Origin of the sequence: Clostridium sp. MF28, assembly GCF_002969175.1 — a bacterium.
GTDB lineage: Bacteria > Bacillota > Clostridia > Clostridiales > Clostridiaceae > Clostridium > Clostridium beijerinckii.
Genome location: NZ_CP014331.1, coordinates 3,582,349 through 3,604,014, shown reverse-complemented (window position 1 = coordinate 3,604,014; position 21,666 = coordinate 3,582,349). Strand labels below are relative to the sequence as shown.

At 32.2% G+C, this 21,666-nt stretch carries 18 protein-coding genes and 1 pseudogene; all 19 read right to left on the bottom strand.

Going from position 1 to position 21,666, the window contains the following annotated elements; genetic code table 11:
- Position 1 precedes the first annotated feature (1 nt).
- Positions 2 to 1,314 (bottom strand): annotated as a pseudogene (locus AXY43_RS28490) (ABC transporter substrate-binding protein).
- A gap of 369 nt (positions 1,315 to 1,683) precedes the next feature.
- Positions 1,684 to 1,947, bottom strand: coding sequence for a GIY-YIG nuclease family protein (locus tag AXY43_RS15700; protein WP_017209788.1), 264 nt, complete (start codon positions 1,945 to 1,947; stop codon positions 1,684 to 1,686).
- 210 nt (positions 1,948 to 2,157) lie between these two features.
- Positions 2,158 to 3,687 carry a phosphomannomutase/phosphoglucomutase gene (locus tag AXY43_RS15695; protein ID WP_105411756.1) on the bottom strand — a complete coding sequence of 510 codons (1,530 nt, stop codon included), beginning with the start codon at positions 3,685 to 3,687 and terminating at the stop codon, positions 2,158 to 2,160.
- A 107-nt stretch (positions 3,688 to 3,794) separates the two neighbouring features.
- The gene (gene rpiB, locus AXY43_RS15690) at positions 3,795 to 4,235 is read right to left on the bottom strand and encodes a ribose 5-phosphate isomerase B (RefSeq protein WP_038457044.1); all 441 of its coding nucleotides are present in this window, start codon (positions 4,233 to 4,235) and stop codon (positions 3,795 to 3,797) included.
- Between the two features lie 122 nt (positions 4,236 to 4,357).
- On the bottom strand, positions 4,358 to 5,029 hold the full coding sequence (gene rpe / locus AXY43_RS15685) for a ribulose-phosphate 3-epimerase (protein WP_017209662.1): 672 nt from the start codon (positions 5,027 to 5,029) through the stop codon (positions 4,358 to 4,360).
- 43 nt (positions 5,030 to 5,072) lie between these two features.
- Positions 5,073 to 5,993 carry a transketolase family protein gene (locus AXY43_RS15680; RefSeq protein ID WP_077829724.1) on the bottom strand — a complete coding sequence of 307 codons (921 nt, stop codon included), beginning with the start codon at positions 5,991 to 5,993 and terminating at the stop codon, positions 5,073 to 5,075.
- Positions 5,993 to 6,811: a transketolase gene (locus AXY43_RS15675; protein ID WP_105411755.1), complete on the bottom strand. Its 819-nt coding sequence runs from the start codon at positions 6,809 to 6,811 to the stop codon at positions 5,993 to 5,995. Before AXY43_RS15675 ends, AXY43_RS15680 begins: the two co-directional genes overlap by 1 nt.
- Positions 6,812 to 6,834: 23 nt before the next feature.
- Positions 6,835 to 7,866, bottom strand: coding sequence for a zinc-binding dehydrogenase (locus AXY43_RS15670; RefSeq protein ID WP_011967575.1), 1,032 nt, complete (start codon positions 7,864 to 7,866; stop codon positions 6,835 to 6,837).
- Between the two features lie 69 nt (positions 7,867 to 7,935).
- A complete protein-coding gene (locus AXY43_RS15665; protein WP_017209664.1) occupies positions 7,936 to 9,210 on the bottom strand; it encodes a PTS galactitol transporter subunit IIC in 1,275 nt (424 codons plus the stop codon).
- 75 nt (positions 9,211 to 9,285) lie between these two features.
- Positions 9,286 to 9,564: a PTS sugar transporter subunit IIB gene (locus AXY43_RS15660; RefSeq protein WP_011967573.1), complete on the bottom strand. Its 279-nt coding sequence runs from the start codon at positions 9,562 to 9,564 to the stop codon at positions 9,286 to 9,288.
- Positions 9,565 to 9,579: 15 nt separating this feature from the next.
- Positions 9,580 to 10,047 (bottom strand): PTS sugar transporter subunit IIA, encoded by a 468-nt coding sequence (locus AXY43_RS15655; protein ID WP_017209665.1) that lies wholly within the window; start codon positions 10,045 to 10,047, stop codon positions 9,580 to 9,582.
- A gap of 93 nt (positions 10,048 to 10,140) precedes the next feature.
- On the bottom strand, positions 10,141 to 13,101 hold the full coding sequence (locus AXY43_RS15650) for a sigma 54-interacting transcriptional regulator (protein WP_391510210.1): 2,961 nt from the start codon (positions 13,099 to 13,101) through the stop codon (positions 10,141 to 10,143).
- 508 nt (positions 13,102 to 13,609) lie between these two features.
- Positions 13,610 to 14,614, bottom strand: a complete 1,005-nt coding sequence (gene ilvC / locus AXY43_RS15645) for a ketol-acid reductoisomerase (RefSeq protein ID WP_011967570.1) — start codon at positions 14,612 to 14,614, stop codon at positions 13,610 to 13,612.
- Positions 14,615 to 14,626: 12 nt separating this feature from the next.
- Positions 14,627 to 16,300, bottom strand: coding sequence for a biosynthetic-type acetolactate synthase large subunit (ilvB, locus tag AXY43_RS15640; RefSeq protein WP_105411754.1), 1,674 nt, complete (start codon positions 16,298 to 16,300; stop codon positions 14,627 to 14,629).
- Positions 16,301 to 16,369: 69 nt separating this feature from the next.
- Positions 16,370 to 17,452: a 3-isopropylmalate dehydrogenase gene (gene leuB, locus AXY43_RS15635; RefSeq protein ID WP_011967568.1), complete on the bottom strand. Its 1,083-nt coding sequence runs from the start codon at positions 17,450 to 17,452 to the stop codon at positions 16,370 to 16,372.
- 140 nt (positions 17,453 to 17,592) lie between these two features.
- On the bottom strand, positions 17,593 to 18,078 hold the full coding sequence (gene leuD / locus AXY43_RS15630) for a 3-isopropylmalate dehydratase small subunit (protein ID WP_017209668.1): 486 nt from the start codon (positions 18,076 to 18,078) through the stop codon (positions 17,593 to 17,595).
- 13 nt (positions 18,079 to 18,091) lie between these two features.
- Positions 18,092 to 19,351 carry a 3-isopropylmalate dehydratase large subunit gene (gene leuC, locus AXY43_RS15625; protein ID WP_077869249.1) on the bottom strand — a complete coding sequence of 420 codons (1,260 nt, stop codon included), beginning with the start codon at positions 19,349 to 19,351 and terminating at the stop codon, positions 18,092 to 18,094.
- Between the two features lie 13 nt (positions 19,352 to 19,364).
- Positions 19,365 to 20,960: a citramalate synthase gene (cimA, locus tag AXY43_RS15620; RefSeq protein ID WP_105411753.1), complete on the bottom strand. Its 1,596-nt coding sequence runs from the start codon at positions 20,958 to 20,960 to the stop codon at positions 19,365 to 19,367.
- Positions 20,961 to 21,025: 65 nt separating this feature from the next.
- Complete coding sequence (gene ilvN, locus AXY43_RS15615) at positions 21,026 to 21,535, bottom strand: acetolactate synthase small subunit (protein WP_011967564.1); 510 nt, start codon at positions 21,533 to 21,535, stop codon at positions 21,026 to 21,028.
- Positions 21,536 to 21,666 lie beyond the last annotated feature (131 nt).

Sequence of the window (21,666 nt, the reverse complement as noted above, 5' to 3'; positions counted from 1 at the left end):
ATTATTTAGCTTTTGTAGCATCTTGAATTCCTTGTAACATATCTTTCTTTGCTTGTGGCCCCATATCTGTATTAATAAATTTAGAGAATAAAGGCGCTAAGCTATTCTTGTTAAATCCATCTGGTAGATTAGTGAATGCCCAAGGAAGAGTCTTTCCTTCTTTGTTATATTCAGAAATTGATTTATTTAATTCATTATCACTTTCAACTGTAAAGTTTGTAAATGCTGGAATCATATTCATATCCTTAACTAATGCCTCTTGACCTGTTTGACTTGTAACCATCCAGTCCAAGAATTCTTTAGCTTCTTTATTAATTTTAGAATCTTTATTTACTACCCAATACATTGGAACGCCTACTGGAATAGACCCACTCATTTTTGGATCATTATTAATTGCAAGTGGTGCAAATCCCATATGGAACTTATTATTCGAATCTTCCAGCTTTTGTAAATCCCCAGCAACCCAGTTACCTTGATGCAAGAATGCAGTCTTTCCAAGTGCAAAGTTACCAACTTGAGTACTAAATCTATAGTGTCTAGATTCTTTCCTCCACCATATTTACAAAGTAATTCAACTAAGTTCATCCAGTCATTAAATTGCTTATTATTAACTATATCTGCTTTCCCTGCAAGATAGTCCTTTGTAAATTGAGCTGGATTATCTTGAGTTGCAAGTGGTATATTAAATGTGTGATTACCAGTAACCCAGAATTCTTTTGTTGTATAAGAAACAACATTATCAAGTCCTAATTCCGCTTTTTTACTATCTAATGTCTCAAACGCTGCTTTTAATTTATCAAAGGAATCTAGAGATTTGGGATCGATACCAGCCTTGTCCAAAATATCTTTATTATATAACAAGCCATACCCTTCTGTTGCTGCTGGCATTCCATATACTTTTCCGTCGATAGTTACTGTATCTAGTGTTCCTTTAACAGCATTTTTAACCCAGCCTTGATCGCTTAAATCATCAATTTTATGTTTCCAAGTTTCATAATCCCCAGCTCCTTGAATCATAAATATATCTGGTTCCGTACCCTTTTGAAATTCTGCCTTTAACGATGCGCCATAATCAGCTCCACCGCCCACTGAAGTAACTTCGACTTTTACGCCTTTTTCCTTTTCATATTTTTTAGCAAGTTCTTGAAGTGCATCATTAATTTCAACCTTTAATTGATATACTTTAATTGTTTTTCCACTTCCACCATCGCTTGAACTTTGCGAACTTGCTCCTGATGAGCTTCCGCATCCAACCATAGTACCAGCCAATAATGTAGAAGCTAAAATTGTTGATAATATTTGTTTTGTTTTCATTTAAATACCCCTCCATTAAAATTTTGTTTAACATTCTAAATGATTTTCAAGAATACCAAACATATATTTATATAACACATACCAAAAAATTTATTTAAGCATGTATGTTAATCACTTCACTTCGCAAACGATTGCGAAAGTTTTAAAAAAATGCAGTCTTTTTAGCATATCAAGCTATCCAGACCCTATTTGTTAACCTTTTCTCAAGTAAATCTACTTCCTAATGATATAAGTATATCAATCAAAGAAAACTTTTACAAATTATATTATCCTTTGTTTTTGATTAAATTTGATGGCTTTTCTATGTTTTATTACCATTTACTCAATTATAGGCCGCTTTATAAAAACGGTTGCATAGATTCTTCTCATTTATTCATACCTATTTTCGGCTTTATACGTACTTATTAATATTAACTTATCTTTTCTTGTTAACTTTTTTATTTCATATTCTCTTTTCATTGCATCTTTTCTATTTTCAAACACTTCATGATATACTAATTTAACTGGCCCTCTTCCCCTTGTATACTTTGCTCCACATCCATCCGAATGCATTTGGATTCTTTTTCTTAAGTTATTTGTCCATCCTGTATAAAGTGTTCTATCTGAACATTCTACAATATACACATAATTCATTTCGCTCTCCAATTCCAAAAAACTTATATTAATCTATATATATTTTATACTGCAAATAATCATAAGACAATTTATATTTTCATTGTCCTATGATTATTAACAATTTAATAGTTTCACACAATATAGTATTATTTAAAATCGGTTTATACTTAAAACATATGTTAAATTTCTTTTATCTCATTTATCTTAGATTTATAATCTTCTATTTTTTTAACTGTCTCCAAAAAATACATTGCTAAAGTTATCTAAGTTCAAATCTTCATATTTTCTTAAAAATGGCATTAATCTTTCTAATATTTTATTAATGGAGTTTTCAGAATCTGATTCTATATTTAATGGCAGCACAGGCTCATGCAGCGATAATCTTAACAATAACCAGCCATCTCCATTTTCTCTATCGCAATTTATCTTTATTCCTTCATAATTTTTAGGTTCAATAGTCCATACATTCACATGATCTACATATTTCTTCAAGCCTTCTATTATCATTTCTCCATATGATTTAAAATCTTCCCTCTTTATGTTTATTCTCATATCCATACTTTCCTTAGGATATTTCAAATTTTCTATAAGGCTTGATATTTCTTTTCCTTCATCTTTTAACTTAGCCATCTTAATTAGTATTTTGGCTATTAAATATGCCCCATCATCTAAAAAGTAATTTTCTTTTAAAGCTGCGTGTCCTGATGTTTCTATTGCTAAGCAGCTTAACTTTCCTTCTTTATTTAACCTTTTAGATTCATTTATTACATTCTTATATCCTCTTTTAAATCTATGATGGATACCACCTAAACTAGTTATAAAATCTGAAAGTCCAGTAGAGGTTACTGAATCTGTAACGATAATTGAATTTGGATTTTCCTCTAGCACTATTGAAGATATCAATGCTATAAGTGCATTTTTATTTATTTCTTTTCCATCACTACTAACTATAGCCGCTCTGTCTACATCTGTATCAAAAATTATTCCTAAATCAGCTTTATTATTAAGTACTGCTTCTTTTATAGAATTCATAGCTTCTTCATTTTCTGGATTAGGAATATGGTTAGGAAAATTTCCATCCGGTTCTGTAAATTGACTTCCCTCAACACTCGCACCTAATTTCTCTAGAACTTTATATGCAAAAAAACCACCTGCTCCGTTTCCTGCATCTACAATTATTTTGGTTCCCTCTAAAGGTCTCTCATAATTTGTTTTTGAATTTACATTCTTTCGTATCTTATCAACTAATATATTTGAATAAACATCTATGAAATAGATTGTTTCAACTAGCCCTTTAGTAGTACATTTCTTTTCTACTAAGTTAGAACATTCAATTATGTTTTCAATATCTTCTTTTTCGCATCCACCTTCTTTAGTAAAAAACTTCAATCCATTATAGTAATACGGAAGATGACTTGCTGTTATCATTACAGCTCCATCGCATGAATAATTCTCTAATATAGTTGTCATAAACATTGCAGGAGTCGTACATATTCCACAATCATAAACATTGCAACCAGAATCAACTAAAGCTTCTATTAATGATTTTTTCAATTCTGGTCCAGATAACCTTGAATCCATGCCAACTGCTATTTTTATATTTTTATTACTGAGTCCTTTAGTTTTTTTAAGCCACTCTACAAAACCAAATCCCACATTATTCACTAAATTAGGTGTAAGATTTTTAGCTCCTTCATATTCTATAGCTATTCCCCTTATGTCAGTTCCACTTTGCAGTTTTTTAAGTTCTTGTAGCATAATAATAACTCCCCTCTAAAACAAAAATTCATGATAAGACACCTACTGCAATAAATTTAATATATTTAATAAACACTAATAAATACTTTTTCACTATTGAATGTTACTTACTTATTTTCAATTTCTTCCACTAAAGCAAGCCTTTCTGAATGACGTCCACCTTGAAACTTTGAATTTATCCAAGTGTCTACAATTGTAAGTGCTAATCCTTCTCCTGTTACTCTTTCACCTAAACATAAAACATTTGTATTATTATGCTCTCTTGTCATTTTAGCTGAGAAGCAATCTCCAACGACAGCGGCTCTTATTCCTTTATGTTTATTAGCTGCAATTGACATTCCAATTCCTGTCCCACAACATAATATTCCCAAATCGCATTCTTTAGATATCACTGCTTTAGAAACCTTAATTGCATATTCAGGATAATTTACACTTTCACTGCTATTAGTTCCAAAATCCTCAACCTCTATATTTTTAGATATAAGATGCTTTTTTATAGCTCCTTTTAAATTAATGCCACCATGATCGCAACCTAATGCAATTTTCATTCGCTTCATCTTCTTTCTATATTTATTAATTGAAACTTATGCTGACTAGTAGTATAATTGATGTTAAATTAACAGGAGAATACTCGCAATATTCTCCTGATATTTTAATTATTCTTAATGAGTTAAGGGGTATTGTTGATGCCTATTATTTTTTGATTAAATGAATCAATATTGTCTGATAAGTTTTCTCTAAATAATGATGAACCTATAACAATATCTCTAGCTCCTGACTTAATCACATCTTCTATATTATCTAAATTTATTCCTCCATCTACCTGAATAGTAAATCCATAATTGTTCTCGCTTTTAATATCATTAAGTTTCCTTATCTTCTCCAAACTAAACGGAATGAACGTTTGTCCCCCAAATCCTGGTTCTACAGACATTACTAAAACTCTATCTAGAAGAGAATAAACGTGTTCTAAACAACTTATTGGTGTTGCTGGATTTAAAGCTACTCCCGCTTTTATCCCAAAACTTTTTAGATAATGTATACTTTTATACAAGTGAGTTGCAACTTCTGAATGTATAGTAATACTATTCGCGCCTGCTTCCACTAAAGCTTCAACAAATTCATCTGGATTTGTGACCATTAAATGAACATCAAACTCAGCATCGGTTAACTTTCTTAAAGAAGCCACTTGATCTAATCCTATGGATATATTAGGAACATAATGCCCATCCATAATGTCAATATGGATGACTTGAATATTTTTTTCGTTGAATACTTTAAAATCATCTGAATAATTACATACATTTGCTGATAATAGTGATGGTGAAATTATTGTTTCCATCTACAATCCCCCATTCTTACTTCATTTATTACTTTATTTTGACTTATAATAATGACTTAACTGTTTCAACTATATGTGCTGCTGTTAAATTATATTTTTCTAATAAAACTTCAGCATTTCCTGATCTTCCAAATTCGTCATTTATTCCAATTCTTTTAATCTTTACTGGATGTTCTTCAATCAATAACTCTGCGACTGTTGAACCCAATCCACCTATTATGCTATGTTCTTCTACAGTTACAATCTTTCCTATTCTTTTTGCAATATCAACAATTAATTCATTATCAAAAGGTTTTATAGTTGATATATTTACAACTGTTGCGTTTATTCCTTGCTCACTCAACTTTTTAGCTGCTTCTAATGCCTTTGCTACCATCAATCCTGTTGCAACTACAGCTATATCTTCACCGTTTAATAAGACTTCTCCTTTTCCAATTTTGAACTCATAGTCTTCACTGTGTATATCTGGAGTTGCTGATCTTCCTAATCTTATATATACTGGTCCATAGTATTCCTTCGCAGCAAATATTGCTTTTTCTGCCTCAATAGCATCTGCTGGATTCAATACAACCATATTAGGTATACTTCTCATTAAAGAAATATCTTCAATAGCTTGATGACTTCCTCCATCTTCACCAACTGTTATTCCTGCATGAGTTGCTACTATCTTAACATTTAAATTTGGATATGCCACTGAGTTTCTTATTTGCTCAAATGCCCTTCCTGCTGCAAACATAGCAAATGTACTTGCAAATGGTATTTTTCCACATGTAGCAAGGCCTGCTGCAGTTCCAATCATATCCCCTTCAGCTATTCCCATATCGAAATATCTTTCTGGTGCATGTTTTTTAAATTCTATACTTTTAGTTGCCTTTCCTAAATCAGCTTCTAATACTACAACATTTCTGTCTTCTGATAATTTCTTTAGAGCCTTTCCATAAGCTTCTCTTGTTGCCATTCCCATTATCTTATGCCTCCTTCTAATTCAGCTAACGCTTTCATAGTTTGTTCTTCGTTTGGCGCTGATCCGTGCCATGCAACGTTATTTTCCATAAATGAAACGCCTTTTCCTTTTACCGTATTACAAACTATCATTGTTGGCTTACCTTTTGTAGCTGCTGCTTCATCTATTGCCTTAACTATTTCTTCAAAACAATGCCCATTTATAGTTAAAACATTCCACCCAAATGATTTGAACTTTTCGTCAACAAGACCTATACTCATTACTTCATCATTAGAACCATCTATCTGCAATCCATTAAGATCAAGAAAAGCAGTTAAATTATCAAGCTTATAGTGAGCTGAACTCATTGCCGCTTCCCATATTTGTCCTTCTTGTACTTCCCCATCTCCAAGTATTGCATAAACTCTGTAAGAACTTTTATCTAACTTTCCTGCTAAAGCCATTCCATTTGCTGCTGAAAGCCCTTGTCCTAGTGAACCTGTAGACATATCAACACCTATTATTTTTTTCATGTCTGGATGTCCTTGTAATTTAGATTCGTACTTTCTTAATCCTAAAAGTTCTTCCTTAGAAAAATATCCTCTTTCTGCTAAAGTAGCATATAGCGCTGGTGCTGAATGTCCCTTTGATAATACAAATCTATCTCTATTTGGATTCTTAGGATTTTGAGGATCTATATTCATCTTTTCAAAATATAATACAGTAAGAATATCTGTAATTGATAAGGAACCGCCTGGATGCCCCGATTTTGCTGCTGATACACTTTTAATAATGCTTATTCTTATATTGTTCGCTATCTTTTTTAAATTTTCGTTCACAAATAACACTTCCTTCTAAGTAATTAAGATCTTATTACTACTTTTAATTCTGTACCTTCCATAGCTGCCTCTATTCCAGATCTCCAATCCTTAAGATCTACAATTTTTGTTATTAATGCTTCTGGGTCAACTTTTTTTGCTTCCATTAACTCTAGTGATTTTATCCAAGAACTTGGTTTTTGTGATCTAGATCCAACGTATTTAATCTCTCTTTGAATAATAGCTTCTTGGTCTAATGGATTTTTAATATTTGCAAATAATCCTACTTGAACAAATTCACCTTTTTTCTTTATAAGTCTTAATCCCTGATTTACAGCTGGAACTGCTCCAGAGCAATCAAACGCTCTATTAACACCATATCCATTAGTCTTTTCCATTACTATTTTTTCTAAATCTTCTTGTAATGAATCAACAATCACATCAACACCTAATTTTTTACCAAACTCTAATCTTTCTTTGTCCTTTGTAACTCCACTTAAAATTACTTTAGCACCTTGTGACTTAACTACTTGAGCTAGAAGTAATCCTATTGGTCCTGGTCCTAATATTAAAACTACATCATCTTTATCTATAGTCGTTTTCTCTAAAGCAGCATGTACACAACATGCAAGTGGTTCAGTTAATGAGGCTGCCAAAAAACTAACATTATCAGGTAATACATGTACACTTTCTTCTCGTGATAGCACATATTCTGCAAAACTACCATTTACTTGAGTTCCAATACCCTTTCTTGAAGGACATAAATTATAATCTTTACTCTTACAGTAATCACATGTTCCACAAGTTTCAAATGTAGTCTCACTTGTTACTCTATCTCCTATTTTAATTTCCTTAACTTCTTCCCCTACTTCAACTACTGTTCCCGAAAACTCATGTCCCAAAACTACAGGTGTCTTTATATTTCCATATTCACCTTTAAATGAATGTAAATCTGATCCACATATTCCACTATACTCTACTTTTATTTTCACAAAGTTTTTAGTAGCTTTTGGCTCCTGCATATCTAATAGTTCCATTTGATCATATCCTGGATTTGTTTTTGTTAATGCTTTCATTATTGCTAACCTCCTGCTTTAAATAAATCTACAATTATTTATTCTATTAAATTTTTTATTACTTCGTTGTTATCCAAATAAAGGTTGAACTAATTGTGATAATTTTAGTACTAACCAGTTAAGCAAATTACCACCTGTATCTATGTTAGATACTAATGCCACACCTTCTGGCATCTTAAATTGAGCTGAAGCCAACATTTGTGTAAATACTGGTGCAAAATCTGTAGCCATATATAATGAAATGGCCATTACTATTGTTCCTGTTATAACTGAGTGCACGATATTTCCTTTTCTTGATCCTACTATAAATGCTACACAGAAAGGAATTGTTGCTAAATCAGCAAATGGTAATACTTTATTTCCTGGCAATATTACAGCTAAAAAGATTGTAATTGGTACTAAAATTAGTGCTGTTGATATAACTGCTGGATGCCCAACTGCAACTGCAGCATCTAATCCAATATAAAGTTCTCTATCTCCGTATTTCTTTTGTAAAAACTCTCTTGCTGCTTCCGAAACTGGTATTAGACCTTCCATTATTATCTTAACCATTCTTGGCATTAGAAGCATAACTGCTCCCATTGTTATTCCCATATTAAATGTCTTACCAATGTCATATCCTGCTAAAATTCCTAGTACCCAACCTATAACTATTCCCATCATCATAGGTTCACCAAATATACCAAATTTCTTTTGAATAGTGTCAGGATCAGCTTTTATTTTGTTTAATCCCGGAATTTTTTCAACTAAGTAACCCACTAAAAATCCTAAAGGTGCGAAAGATGCTGTTGAGGCTGTAGGTAGTGATACACCTTCTAAGTCATAAAAATTTCCTATCATTGGGGCAGTTTTATCTGCTATAAATAAAGTTACTACTTCTAAGAGAACTGCACAGAAGATTGCGAAAAACCAATTGTTAGTTAATATATACCCTGTTGCTCCAGCTGCTATAAAGTGCCAATAATTCCAAATGTCTATATTCAAAGTCTTTGTTGTTTTAGTTAATATCATTAATATATTAACGCCCATGATTATAGGTATTAAAATTGCTGCTACTGGAGAAGCCCAAGCCCCTGCAGCTGCAGACGGCCATCCCGTATCTAGTACTGTTAATTTTAATCCAAATCTTTCAACCATTTGTTGTGCTGCTGGCCCTAGACTTCCAGTAAGTAAATTAATTACTAAATTTATGCCAACAAACCCAATTCCAATTGTAAAACCAGCTTTTAATGCTTTCTTCAATCCTATACCAAAAACTAATCCTATTATCAGAATAGCAATTGGTAAAATTACAGTTGGTCCAAGACCTAGGACATATTGTATAACTCCCATTAAATTATTCATGACATTTTTCCTCCCTTTATTTTATTTATTTAAATTACCTTCTTAACATCATTAAAAAGGTAATTTATAGCTTTGTTATCTTAAATAGCTCAATATTTTTTCATCTAACTTATCAGTACCTATTCCACTAATATAAGCTGTAGCCTTTATAGCTGGAATTTTAAATTCTCTTGGCAAAATAGTTGTTGAAATTATTAAATCCGCATGATCTTCTAATGACCCAACTTCTGCTATTTTGCATTGAGTTACAGTTGCATCAATATTATTTTCCTTTACTAATCTTTCCACTCTGTCACAAACCACTGTTGATGTTGCTATTCCAGCCCCACATGCCACTAAAATACGTTTTTTCATAATTAATTCCTCCCTTTATACACTTTGTAATTTATTCAAAATATTTTCAATGTCTTCTTGACTAGTTGCTCTTATAATTTGTTTTACTAGATCCTCTCTTTGTATAAGATCCATTAGCTCTCTTAACACTTCTAATTGACTATGAGGTTTGTTCAGTCCTAACATAAATACTAAATTTACTTTTTCCTCCTGTTTCTCATCTTCCATTAGTTTAAATTGTATTGGATTTTCTGGTACAACTATTGCAATAAATTCCTTTTTGACATGAACTGCATCAGTATGAGGTATTGCAACACTATAATTATTTAGTTTTATTCCTGTTGGAAAAATGCTTTCCCTTGATATTAAGCCATCTAAAAAACTTGATTCTACATATCCATATTTAAAGGCTTCATCATGCATCATCTTGAACAATTCATTTCTGTCTTTGCATGGTAAATTTACTTTTATTAATTTTTCATTAATAAACTTAACTAGTTCCATTATTACTTCTCCTTTCACTACACTATTTTTTACTTAACCTTTATGGCTATTTATATCGCAAGACTCATGCCAAACTTTTGGAATATTTTGATTTTATGAAAACAATTTCTTTACCTCTTTTTCAGATTGAGCTATACGCACGTTGTTTACTAAGTTTTTTTCTCTAACCATATAAAACAATTTTTTTATCTCTTCTCTATTGTCTTCTTTAAGTGCCAACATAAAAACTATATCTACCGCTGTTTCGTTATCCCATTGGATTGGTTTATTTAGTTTTGCTATAACTATAGCTGGTCTAATTATATTTTCAGGAAGTCCATGGGGAATAGCTACCTCTTTATTAAACACACTATTTCCCATTGCTTCTCTTTTATATAGATTTAACATAAACTTATTATTTACAAATCCCTTTTCTTCAAGTAACTCTGCCATTTTATCTATGACTTCTTCTTTAAATACACAGTCTAAGTTTAATAAAATAAATTCTTCATATATTAGCTTGTTTAGCCTCTCATAAACTAACATTTCCTTATTATCAAACTGTATCTCCATAAGCTTGATTAATCTATTAATTCCACTTCCATTTAATATACTGTCATAATCTATAAATGGTATGTTTGCAATATTTACTTTTATTGTTCCGCATACTGCCACAATATCGTATTCACTTGACATCTTAGTAATTTCAGCCTCCACATCTTTTTCACGAATAAGCCCCATTGCAAAAATTTCTATACTATGGTTAGCTGTTTTCAGATGACTTTCAAGGTATTTCTTTATACTTAGCGAGTTTCCTTCCCCAGTCAAACAAACAGTTATTATTGCTTTTTTCTTATTCTTTTTACCTGCTATTTCTGACTTAAACGTACCATTATATTCTTTAACTTCCTTTAGCATTTCAACTATATCTTCCAAGCTTGCTCCCTCTATAGAGGCTTTTCTAACGGCTTCTAATGCCAATAACGTGTCAACTCTAGCTAGACTCATAGTTTTGATTCCAGTCCTCTCTTCCACTATTGTTGAGAACATTCCCAATGACCCCATATCTACAAGTAGTAAACATCCCCGTCCTTCGTCTATTTCCTGAACTAACTCAATAGTTCTTTCTATACCGCTTTCTGGAGATTCATCTAAAGCTATTTCTATACCAACTGTATCTTCCACCCCCAACAATTGATTAACAATGTCTGCAATTCCACAGGCTACATGTCCATGAGTTATTATGATTACTCTAACCTTTGGTTTTACATTAAACACATCTGAACAGAATTTCTTTATATAAATTGCTATATACGTTGTTTCTTCCTTTGGAATTTTTAACTTTGTGGATTTTTCTATCATTATTCTGATTTTCTCTGCAATTTTCATTTCTTGTACCATGGTTGCCTTTTCCATATGAATATTTGATTTTGTTATAACTTTTCCATTCATTACTCTTTCAATTGTAAAATTAATATGGATTGCTAAGGCAATAAAAAAACTATTATTTATAAATTTGTATTTTTCCCTCACTAATTCAAGAATTCCTTCTGTTATGTTTATAACTTCTGGTCTTACTATTGTTTTTAGCTCATTAATATTTAAAAGTTTAGTTATCTTTTTATTATCAATAATTTTACCTAACTTATTCTCAACTTTTTCTAAAAGAATTTCATCCATCTCTTCATTTTTTATTCCTTCTAATTCAAGCTTCTTAAATTGTTCCTCTATATAGTGATATATCTCGTTTTCGTTTACATATTTGTATATTTCATCTTTATTTTTTTGTTCATTCTTTATATCTATATATAAGTCATCTATTCCAAGATTTTTAACTTGCTTCTTCTCTTTCTGGCCTTCTGAAAGTGCACTCTTGATTGAAAGACTCAAATCTTCTATATCTATAACAACTTCATCTGTATTCTTAAACATATATTTTACATAACTCTTCGCACATATAACTTGAATATCGCTCTTTAATTGACCTATATTAGCTTTACAGTTATACATCATCAAGCACGTTAATACATCCTTTTTAACCAAGAGATTTCTATTAATTCTTCTGGCCTCTCTTGTTAAAAACATTACTATGACCTCTAATCTTTCAGATAACGGTCTTTCCGTTAATTTAGGTAATTCAATAAGTACAGGTATCCTTCTTCTAAAAGTCAATAGTAGATTAGATTCTGGGTTTTCTGTAGTCGCCGCCAGTATAAGAACGTTTACTTTTCGTTCAACATTAGTTTCACCTAACCTTCTATACTTTCCTTTATCTATAAGATAAAACAATATCTCTTGCCCTTCCGATGGAAGTCTATGAATTTCATCTAAAAATAAAATTCCCCCATTTGCTTTTTCAACTAATCCTTCTTTATCTGAATTAGCCCCAGTATATGCGCCTTTAATTACTCCAAACAACTGGGCTATGAGCAAATTTGGATTTTCTGCATAGTCTGCGCAATTAAATACTATGAAAGGGGCATCTTTAGACTTTACTCCACTTAATACAGAAAACTCATACATACATTCCGCCAACTCACTTTTCCCAACTCCAGAGCCCCCATAAATTAAGGTGTGAAGTCCATTCGGTGGATATAATATAGCCGCTTTTGCTAGGTCTATCTTATTTCTAAGACTCCCTCTATATCCTATAAGTTTTTGAAAGCTTTCCTCATTTTTATTATTATCTTTTTCTTTAATCACTAGAGTTTCATTTGGAAGTGTAGACTCATTTCCCCCTTTGATCTCTTGAATAACGTCTTTAATATTTTTACTTATAATACTACGTGAAATATTATAGCCTCTCTCCATCATTAGTTCTGTTACTTTTCGTTCCGATAAATTTATATTTTTTTTCAATATTTCTCTTAGATCTGCTAATAGCAGTTCTTTTCTTCTATCCCTAGAATCTGGAATATTTAGTTCATTTCTTTTTTGTATTACTTTTAGCCTTGGTATAGATAAGAATTCTGCAAGTTCTTGATCGGTATAAGGATTCTTTTTATCCTCACTATTAATAAGTTCTATTAATCTTTGCATGTAATCCCTCCACGATATACTATAATTATTTTGCACCTTAGTAATTATGATGTGTTTATTTTCATACTTTTTATTCCATAATATCTTATAGTAGCAATATCTATGCCACGGTACAATTTGTGCCAAATAGAAATGTCATTTTTTCTATTCTCCCCCTTTATAATTCAATTTCCTAAAAATACAAAAAATCGCGTAACCGAAAACATTGTAGACTACGCGATTTTTTATACTGATATGGTACACTATTTTACTTTTCTTGTATATCATTTTTACTTCATTTTTGGATGTAATATATTCTCATTTTTATTAATTCTATAGCATATAAGTTTATTGTATATACTTTTTAAACATTTAGTTGATCATAATACCACTTAAATTACTTTTCTCATATAAAATATTTCTGAATTAATAACATGTTCTAATTCGTGGCCCCTGCATTTCTATTACTTTCAATAGTTATGCACAGATTCTGCTAAACTATAAATTCATAAAAAAAGAAAGTAGCAGATTCAAAATCTGCTACCCTAATACATATAATTAAATATTAGTCTACTTTAGCTGTATCAATCCAGCTCATCATTCCTCTTAATTCCTTACCAACTTTTTCAATTGGATGTTCTGCTTCCATTCTTCTTCTTGCATTAAATCCTGGTCTATTAGTTTGGTTTTCTAACAACCAATTCTTAGCAAATGTACCATCTTGAATTTCAGTAAGAACTTTCTTCATTTCTTTCTTAGTTTCATCTGTGATGATTCTTCTACCAATTTGGTAATCTCCATATTCAGCAGTATCTGAAATTGAATATCTCATCATGCTTAATCCACCTTGATATAATAAATCAACAATTAATTTCATTTCATGCATACATTCAAAGTAAGCATTTTCTGGAGCATAGCCTGCTTCTACTAAAGTTTCAAAGCCAGCTTTGATAAGTTCTGAAACTCCGCCACAAAGAACTGCTTGTTCTCCGAATAAATCTGTTTCTGTTTCATCTTTAAATGTAGTTTCAAGAACTCCTGCTCTTGCTCCTCCAATTCCATTAGCATATGCTAATGCATATTGTTTAGCTTTTCCTGTTGCATCCTGATGTACAGCTATTAAACAAGGTACTCCAGCACCTTCAGTATATGTTCTTCTTACTAAATGCCCTGGACCTTTAGGCGCAACCATAAATACATCAACGTATGAAGGTGGAACCACTTGACCGAAGTGTATATTAAATCCATGTGCAAAGACTAATGCATTTCCTTCTTCTAAGTTTGGAGCAATTTCTTCATTATATATTTTTGCTTGCTTTTCATCTGGTAATAAAATCATGATTAAATCTGCTGCTTTTGCCGCATCTGCAACAGTTGCAACTTGCAACCCTGCTGCTTCTGCTTTAGCCCAAGATTTACTTCCGTTATACAATCCAACAACAACATCTACTCCACTTTCATGAAGATTTAATGCATGTGCATGCCCTTGGCTACCATATCCTATTATAGCAACTTTCTTTCCTCTTAATAAATTTAAATCTGTGTCTTTTTCGTAATACATTTTTGGCATTTTAATGACCTCCTAGTTAATATTAATATCTTCTTCACTTATTATTTGGTTAATTGGCGCACCAGGTGCAACCATAGGAAAAACTTTTTTATCACTGTTTATTAGATAATCTATAAGAACTGGACCTTCTGAATCCAGAGCTTTTCTAAGTATATCGTCTATTTCATCTACTTGAGTTATTCTAAATGCTTTAGCTCCAAAAGCTTCAGCAAGCTTAACATAATCTGTAGGTCTATCTAAAGTTGTCTCAGAATATCTTCCTTCGTAGAAGAAATCTTGCCATTGCCTTACCATTCCTAAACAATTGTTATTCATAATAACTTGAATTAATGGAAGATTGTTTTTAACAGCAGTAACTAATTCATTGCAGTTCATTCCAAAACTTCCATCTCCTGCAATATTAAATACTCTTTTATCAAATCTGCCTATCTGAGCTCCAATTGCTGCTCCAAGACCATATCCCATAGTTCCAAGTCCACCTGATGTTATAAATGTTCTTTCACTTTTAAAATTGAAATATTGAGCAGTCCACATTTGATGTTGCCCAACTTCAGTAGAAATTATAAAACTTCCGTCATTTAATTTATTCAACCTATCAAAGAACAATTCCGGAGTCAAGTCACAGTATGGCACTAATTTATTATTCTCTTTTAAATTATTTATATTATCCAACCATTCGTCATTTTTCTTTTCATCAATTATTGGTATTAATTGATTCAGTGCCACCTTTAAATCTCCTACTATACATGTATCGACTTTTATATTTTTATTTATTTCTGCTGGATCAACATCTATTTGTAATATCTTTGCATTTTTTATATGATTTTGATTACTTATAACTCTATCACTAAATCTAGCTCCCAGAGTTATTAATAAATCACATTTAGTTGCAGCAATATTTGATGCTTTTGTTCCATGCATTCCTATCATACCAGTATATAATTCATGATCATTTGGAAACTCAGACATACACATAAGCGATGTTGATACAGGACAATTTATCTTTTCCGCAAATTTTATTAATTCAGATGTTGCTCCAGATATACCTATACCTCCGCCTGCATATATAAGAGGTCTCTTGCTTTGATTTATTAACTCAACAGCTTCCTGTAATGATTTTTCTGTAATATGCTCTGATTTTCTAATTACCTCTTTAGGAATTATTTTATTATATTGAGTTTTTTCAGCAGTAATATCTTTTGGAATATCTATTAATACCGGACCCGGTCTACCTTCCTGAGCTATATAAAAGGCTTCCCTTATTACGTCCTGAAGTTCATTAATATCCCTTACAATATAATTATGTTTTGTTATAGGCATTGTGATTCCAGTTATATCAACCTCTTGAAAACTATCCTTTCCAAGTAATGGCTTTGCCACATTTCCCGTAATAGCAACCATTGGAATTGAATCCATATATGCAGTAGCAATACCTGTTACTAAGTTGGTAGCTCCAGGTCCTGAAGTTGCAAGACAAACTCCAACTTTTCCAGTGGCCCTTGCATATCCATCAGCCGCATGTGATGCTCCCTGCTCATGACAAGTAAGAACATGACGAATTTTATCCTTATATTTGTATAACTCATCATATATATTTAATACCGCCCCACCTGGATATCCAAATATAGTCTCTACCCCTTCATCAAGCAATGACTTTATTAATATTTCAGCCCCCGTCAATAACATTTTATTCACTCCTTTGCTTATAAAATGATCTCTGTTTGATAACTAGCAATGTATAAATTGATTTAGATTCTATTTTGTTGCCTCTAATTTCTCGCGAACTAGATTTCCCATTTCAATTGTTCCAACTTTCTTCTTACCTTCAGTCATTATATCTCCAGTTCTATATCCATCTTCAAGAACTGCTAAAACTGCATTTTCAATAGATTTTGCTTCTTCCTCTAATGAAAAACTATACCTAAGCATCATTGCTGCCGAAAGAATAGTTGCTAACGGATTAGCAATTCCTTGTCCTGCGATATCAGGAGCACTTCCATGAATTGGTTCATACATTCCAAGAGTTCCTTCCCCAAGCGATGCTGAAGGTAACATACCTATTGAACCTGTAACCATACTTGCTTCATCTGATAATATATCTCCAAATATATTTGAAGTTACAATTACATCAAATTGATTTGGATCTTTTACTAACTGCATAGCAGTATTATCAACATACAAATGATTTACTTCAACTTCTGGGTAATCCTTAGCCATCTCGTTAACTACACTTCTCCAAAGTCTAGAACTTTCTAATATGTTAGCTTTATCTACACTTGTAAGTTTCTTATTTCTTTTCATTGCTGTTTCAAATCCTATTTTAGCAATTCTAGTTATTTCATTTACATTATATCTTTCAGTGTCATAAGCACTCTTTACTCCATCTACTTCTTCCAATCCTCTTTCTCCAAAGTAAATTCCACCTGTTAATTCTCTAACTATGCAGATATCTATCCCATCTTTAACAATGCTATCTTTAAGTGGTGATTCATTTTTTAGTGGAGCATATAGTACTGCTGGTCTTAAATTACAATAAAGATTTAATGCACCCCTTAATCCTAGTAGTGCTTGCTCTGGTCTTATTTTAGCAGTAGGATCATCCCACTTAGGGCCTCCAACAGCTCCGAGTAGAACTGCATCACTTTTTTTACATGCTTCTAAAGTTGCTTCTGGAAGCGGAGTTCCTTCTTTATCAATAGCGCATCCACCTGCTAATACATATTCATATTCAAATCTATGCCCAAATTTATCTCCAATAACTTTTAAAACCTTTATTGTTTCATCTATCACTTCTGGGCCAATTCCATCCCCTGGTATTACAGCTATATTACATTTCATTATGATAATCCCCCTCTTAATAATTACCTATTTCTTATTGCTTTTTAATCAAAATTTAATTTTTAATTCTAGTTATTAGTATCTTTATCTTAAGAAAATATATTAGTTTAATTTAATTCTTCTTTTAATAATCAATTTTTCTATCTATTTCTTATATATCCAATCAATCCATCATTATCGATGATCTTTTGCATAAATTCAGGGAATGCTTCCCCTTGATACTCTTGGCTCTTAGTTAAATTTTTAATAAGACCTGTTGAGAAATCAACTTCTAATTCATCTCCTGCATCAATATTTTTTACAGCTTCATCACATTCTAAAATTGGTAACCCAATATTGATTGCATTTCTATAAAATATTCTTGCGAAAGTTGATGCAATAACGCAGCTAACCCCTGCTGTTTTAATTGCTAAAGGTGCATGTTCTCTTGAAGAACCACATCCAAAATTCTTATTTGCAACAATTATATCTCCACTCTTTACATTTTTAACGAAATCCACATCTATATCTTCCATACAATGTGCAGCAAGTTCTTTAGCATCCGAAGTGTTTAAATATCTTGCTGGAATTATTACGTCTGTATCTACATTATCACCATATTTGAATACTTTACCTTTTACGCTCATTACTAAATACCTCCTACACTAATTCAGGATCAGTTATTTTTCCGGTTAAAGCAGACGCTGCTGCCACTGCTGGACTTGCTAGATATACTTCTGACTCAACATGCCCCATTCTTCCTACAAAATTTCTATTTGTTGTCGATACACATCTTTCACCTTTAGCTAAGATTCCCATATGTCCACCTAAACATGGTCCACAAGTCGGTGTTGAAAATGCAGCTCCAGCCTCTACCAAGTCAGTAACTATTCCTTCTTTTATTGCTTGTAAATAAATTTTTTGAGTTCCAGGGATAACTATACATCTGATACCCTTTTTAACTTTCTTTCCTTTTAAGATATCTCTAGCTATTCTTAAATCTGAAATCCTACCATTTGTGCATGATCCAATTACAACCTGATCAATAACTACATCTCCAGTATTATCAATTGTTCTTGTATTGTCTGGTAAATGAGGAAATGAAACTGTTGGTCTTAATTCACTTAAATCAATTTCAAATACTTTATCATATTCTGCATCTTCGTCAGCTTCATAAACCTTCCATTCTCTAGAAGCATGATCTTTTAAATATTCTTCTGTTTTATCATCAACTGGGAAAATTCCATTCTTTCCACCAGCCTCTATTGCCATATTTGCCATTGTAAATCTATCATCCATTGAAAGATATTGTAAGCCATCACCTACAAATTCCATTGATTTATATAGAGCACCGTCAACACCAATCATTCCGATTATGTGTAAGATTATATCCTTACCACTTATCCATTTTGCTGGTTTATTCTTAAGTACGAATTTTAAAGCAGATGGAACCTTAAACCAACACTTTCCTGTAGCCATACCAGCTGCCATATCAGTTGATCCTATTCCTGTTGAAAAAGCCCCAAGTGCTCCATAAGTACATGTATGTGAATCAGCTCCTATAACAACATCTCCAGCAACTACTAGACCTTTTTCAGGAAGTAAGCAATGTTCAATTCCCATTTCTCCTACTTCAAAGAAATTTTCTATCTCCATATTTTGAGCAAATTCTCTAATATATTTAACTTGTTCTGCTGCCTTTATGTCTTTGTTAGGAGTAAAGTGATCTGGTACTATAGCAATTTGGCTTTTACTAAATACTTTATCTGTTCCAAACTTCTTAAATTCATTTACAGCAACTGGCGTTGTAATATCATTTCCTAATACTAAATCAAGATTTGCTTCAATTAATTGTCCAGCTTTTACAGCTTCCAATCCCGCATGAGCTGCTAAGATTTTTTGAGTCATTGTCATTCCCATGTTTTAATCCCCCTTAAAAATATGCTTTTACTTTTCTTTCAATATCTTTTATTAATTTATATTCTATTGAATCTACTAGAGCTATCCAACTAGCTTGAATTACATCCCGAGATACCCCAACAGTACTCCAACTTTCAATCCCATCTGTTGATTCAATTAATACTCTTACCTTTGCCTCAGTTGCACTTTCTGAATCCAAAACTCTAACTTTATAATCCACTAATCTTGCCTGTTTTAATTCTGGATAAAAAACTTCTAGTGCTTTCCTAATAGCCTTATCTAAAGCATTCACTGGTCCTTCGCCTTCTGCTGCTGTCATCTCATTTTGTCCATCAACTGTAATGTTTATTACTGCTGTTGATGAGAACTCCTCTGATCCATAGGGTTGTTCACCAATGATCTTAAAATGATTCAATTTAAAGAACGGTTTGTACTTTCCAATAATTTTTCTTATAACTAATTCAACTGTTCCTTCTGCTCCTTCAAACTGATACCCATCATATTCTAGTTCTTTCAATCTATCTGTAATCTTTTGAACTGATTTATCATCCTTAGATATATTAGGAAATATCTTTTGTATTTCCTGTAAAATTGTACTTTTGCCACTTACCTCAGATACTAAAAAGCGCCTCTTATTCCCTACCAATTCTGGCTCTATATGTTCATATGACTTTGGTGATTTAGTTACTGCATCTATATGCATTCCGCCTTTATGAGCAAACGCTGAATTTCCTACAAATGGATCTTCATCTGATAAAGTGATATTACAAATTTCAGCAATATACCTAGATGTTTTTGTTAGATTTACTAGCTCGTTATCATTTAAAACTTTATATCCAAGCTTTAGTTTTAATGTAGGTATTATTGTGCTTAAATTAGCATTCCCGCATCTTTCTCCTATTCCAATAAAAGTTCCTTGAATCTGACTCGCTCCTGCCTCCACTGCCATGATCGAATTTGCAACTGCCATCCCCATATCGTCATGACTATGAATTCCAAGCTCAACCTTCACTGTTTCTTTTATGGTTTTAGTTATACTATATATCTCTTGAGGTAAAGCCCCTCCGTTAGTGTCACATAGTACAACTACTTTTGCCCCTGCTTCTTCTGCTGCCTTTAAAGTTGCCATCGCATACTCTTTGTTGGCTTTATATCCATCATAAAAATGTTCTGCATCAAATATTACTTCTTTCCCCTTAAAACACAAATACTCAATTGTGTCTTTTATCATATTTACATTCTCACTTAAAGAAGTTTTTATAATATCTGTTACTTGAAAGTCCCATGACTTCCCAAATACGACAATTGTGTCTGCCCCTGATGACAGTAAGTCTTTTAGATTTTTGTCATCTTCTACGTTAATTTTAGGTCTTCGTGTAGATCCAAATGCTACGACCTTTGCATTCTTAAGTTCCACATCCTTAAGCCTTTTAAAGAATTCCATATCTTTTGGATTTGATCCTGGATTACCAGCTTCAATGTAATCAACTTTCATCTCATCCAAAACTTTTACTATTTTAATTTTATCTTCTAATGAAAATGAAATTCCTTGACCTTGGGCTCCATCTCTTAGAGTCGAATCAAATATTTTCACCTGATTCTGAGCCATATATGATTATCCCCCTTTTCATTTTATTGCCTTATTGCTTTTAGATTATCTTTATTTAATGTACATTAATAAGATTCAATGGAATTTCTTATAGTTTTTTCCCCTCTTTGTAGTGCTGTCACACCTGTTCTAACCAATTCTTCTATTCCATACTCCTCCATCAGGTTTATTAATGCTGATATTTTATTTTCATCCCCAGTTAATTCTATCGTTAAAGTGTCTGTAGACAGGTCAATTATCTTGCTTCTAAAAATATTTACAGTTTCATTTATTGCGGCTCTGTTTTCTGCACTTGCCTTTACCTTAATTAGCACCAATTCCCTATAAACAGAGTCATCAGCTTTAAAGTTTATAACCCTTATAACATCTTCTAATTTATTTAGCTGCTTCTTAACCTGTTCTAATACATTCTCGTCTCCCATAAGTGTAATTGTCATTCTCGAAATTGAAGGATCTTCAGTTCTACCAACAGTTAAACTATCGATATTGTATCCTCTTCTTGAAAACAATCCACTGACTCTACTCAAAACACCAGATGAATTCTTTACTAAGACAGATAATACATGCTTCTCCATTGCCTTCCCCCCTTAAAAATGGTTAAAAAAATCCACCCTTAATGATATAAATCATAAGAAGTGGGATAATATTCCGCCTTACATAATATCACTAGGTTCTAACAAACCCTTGCATATAACGGATGCACACC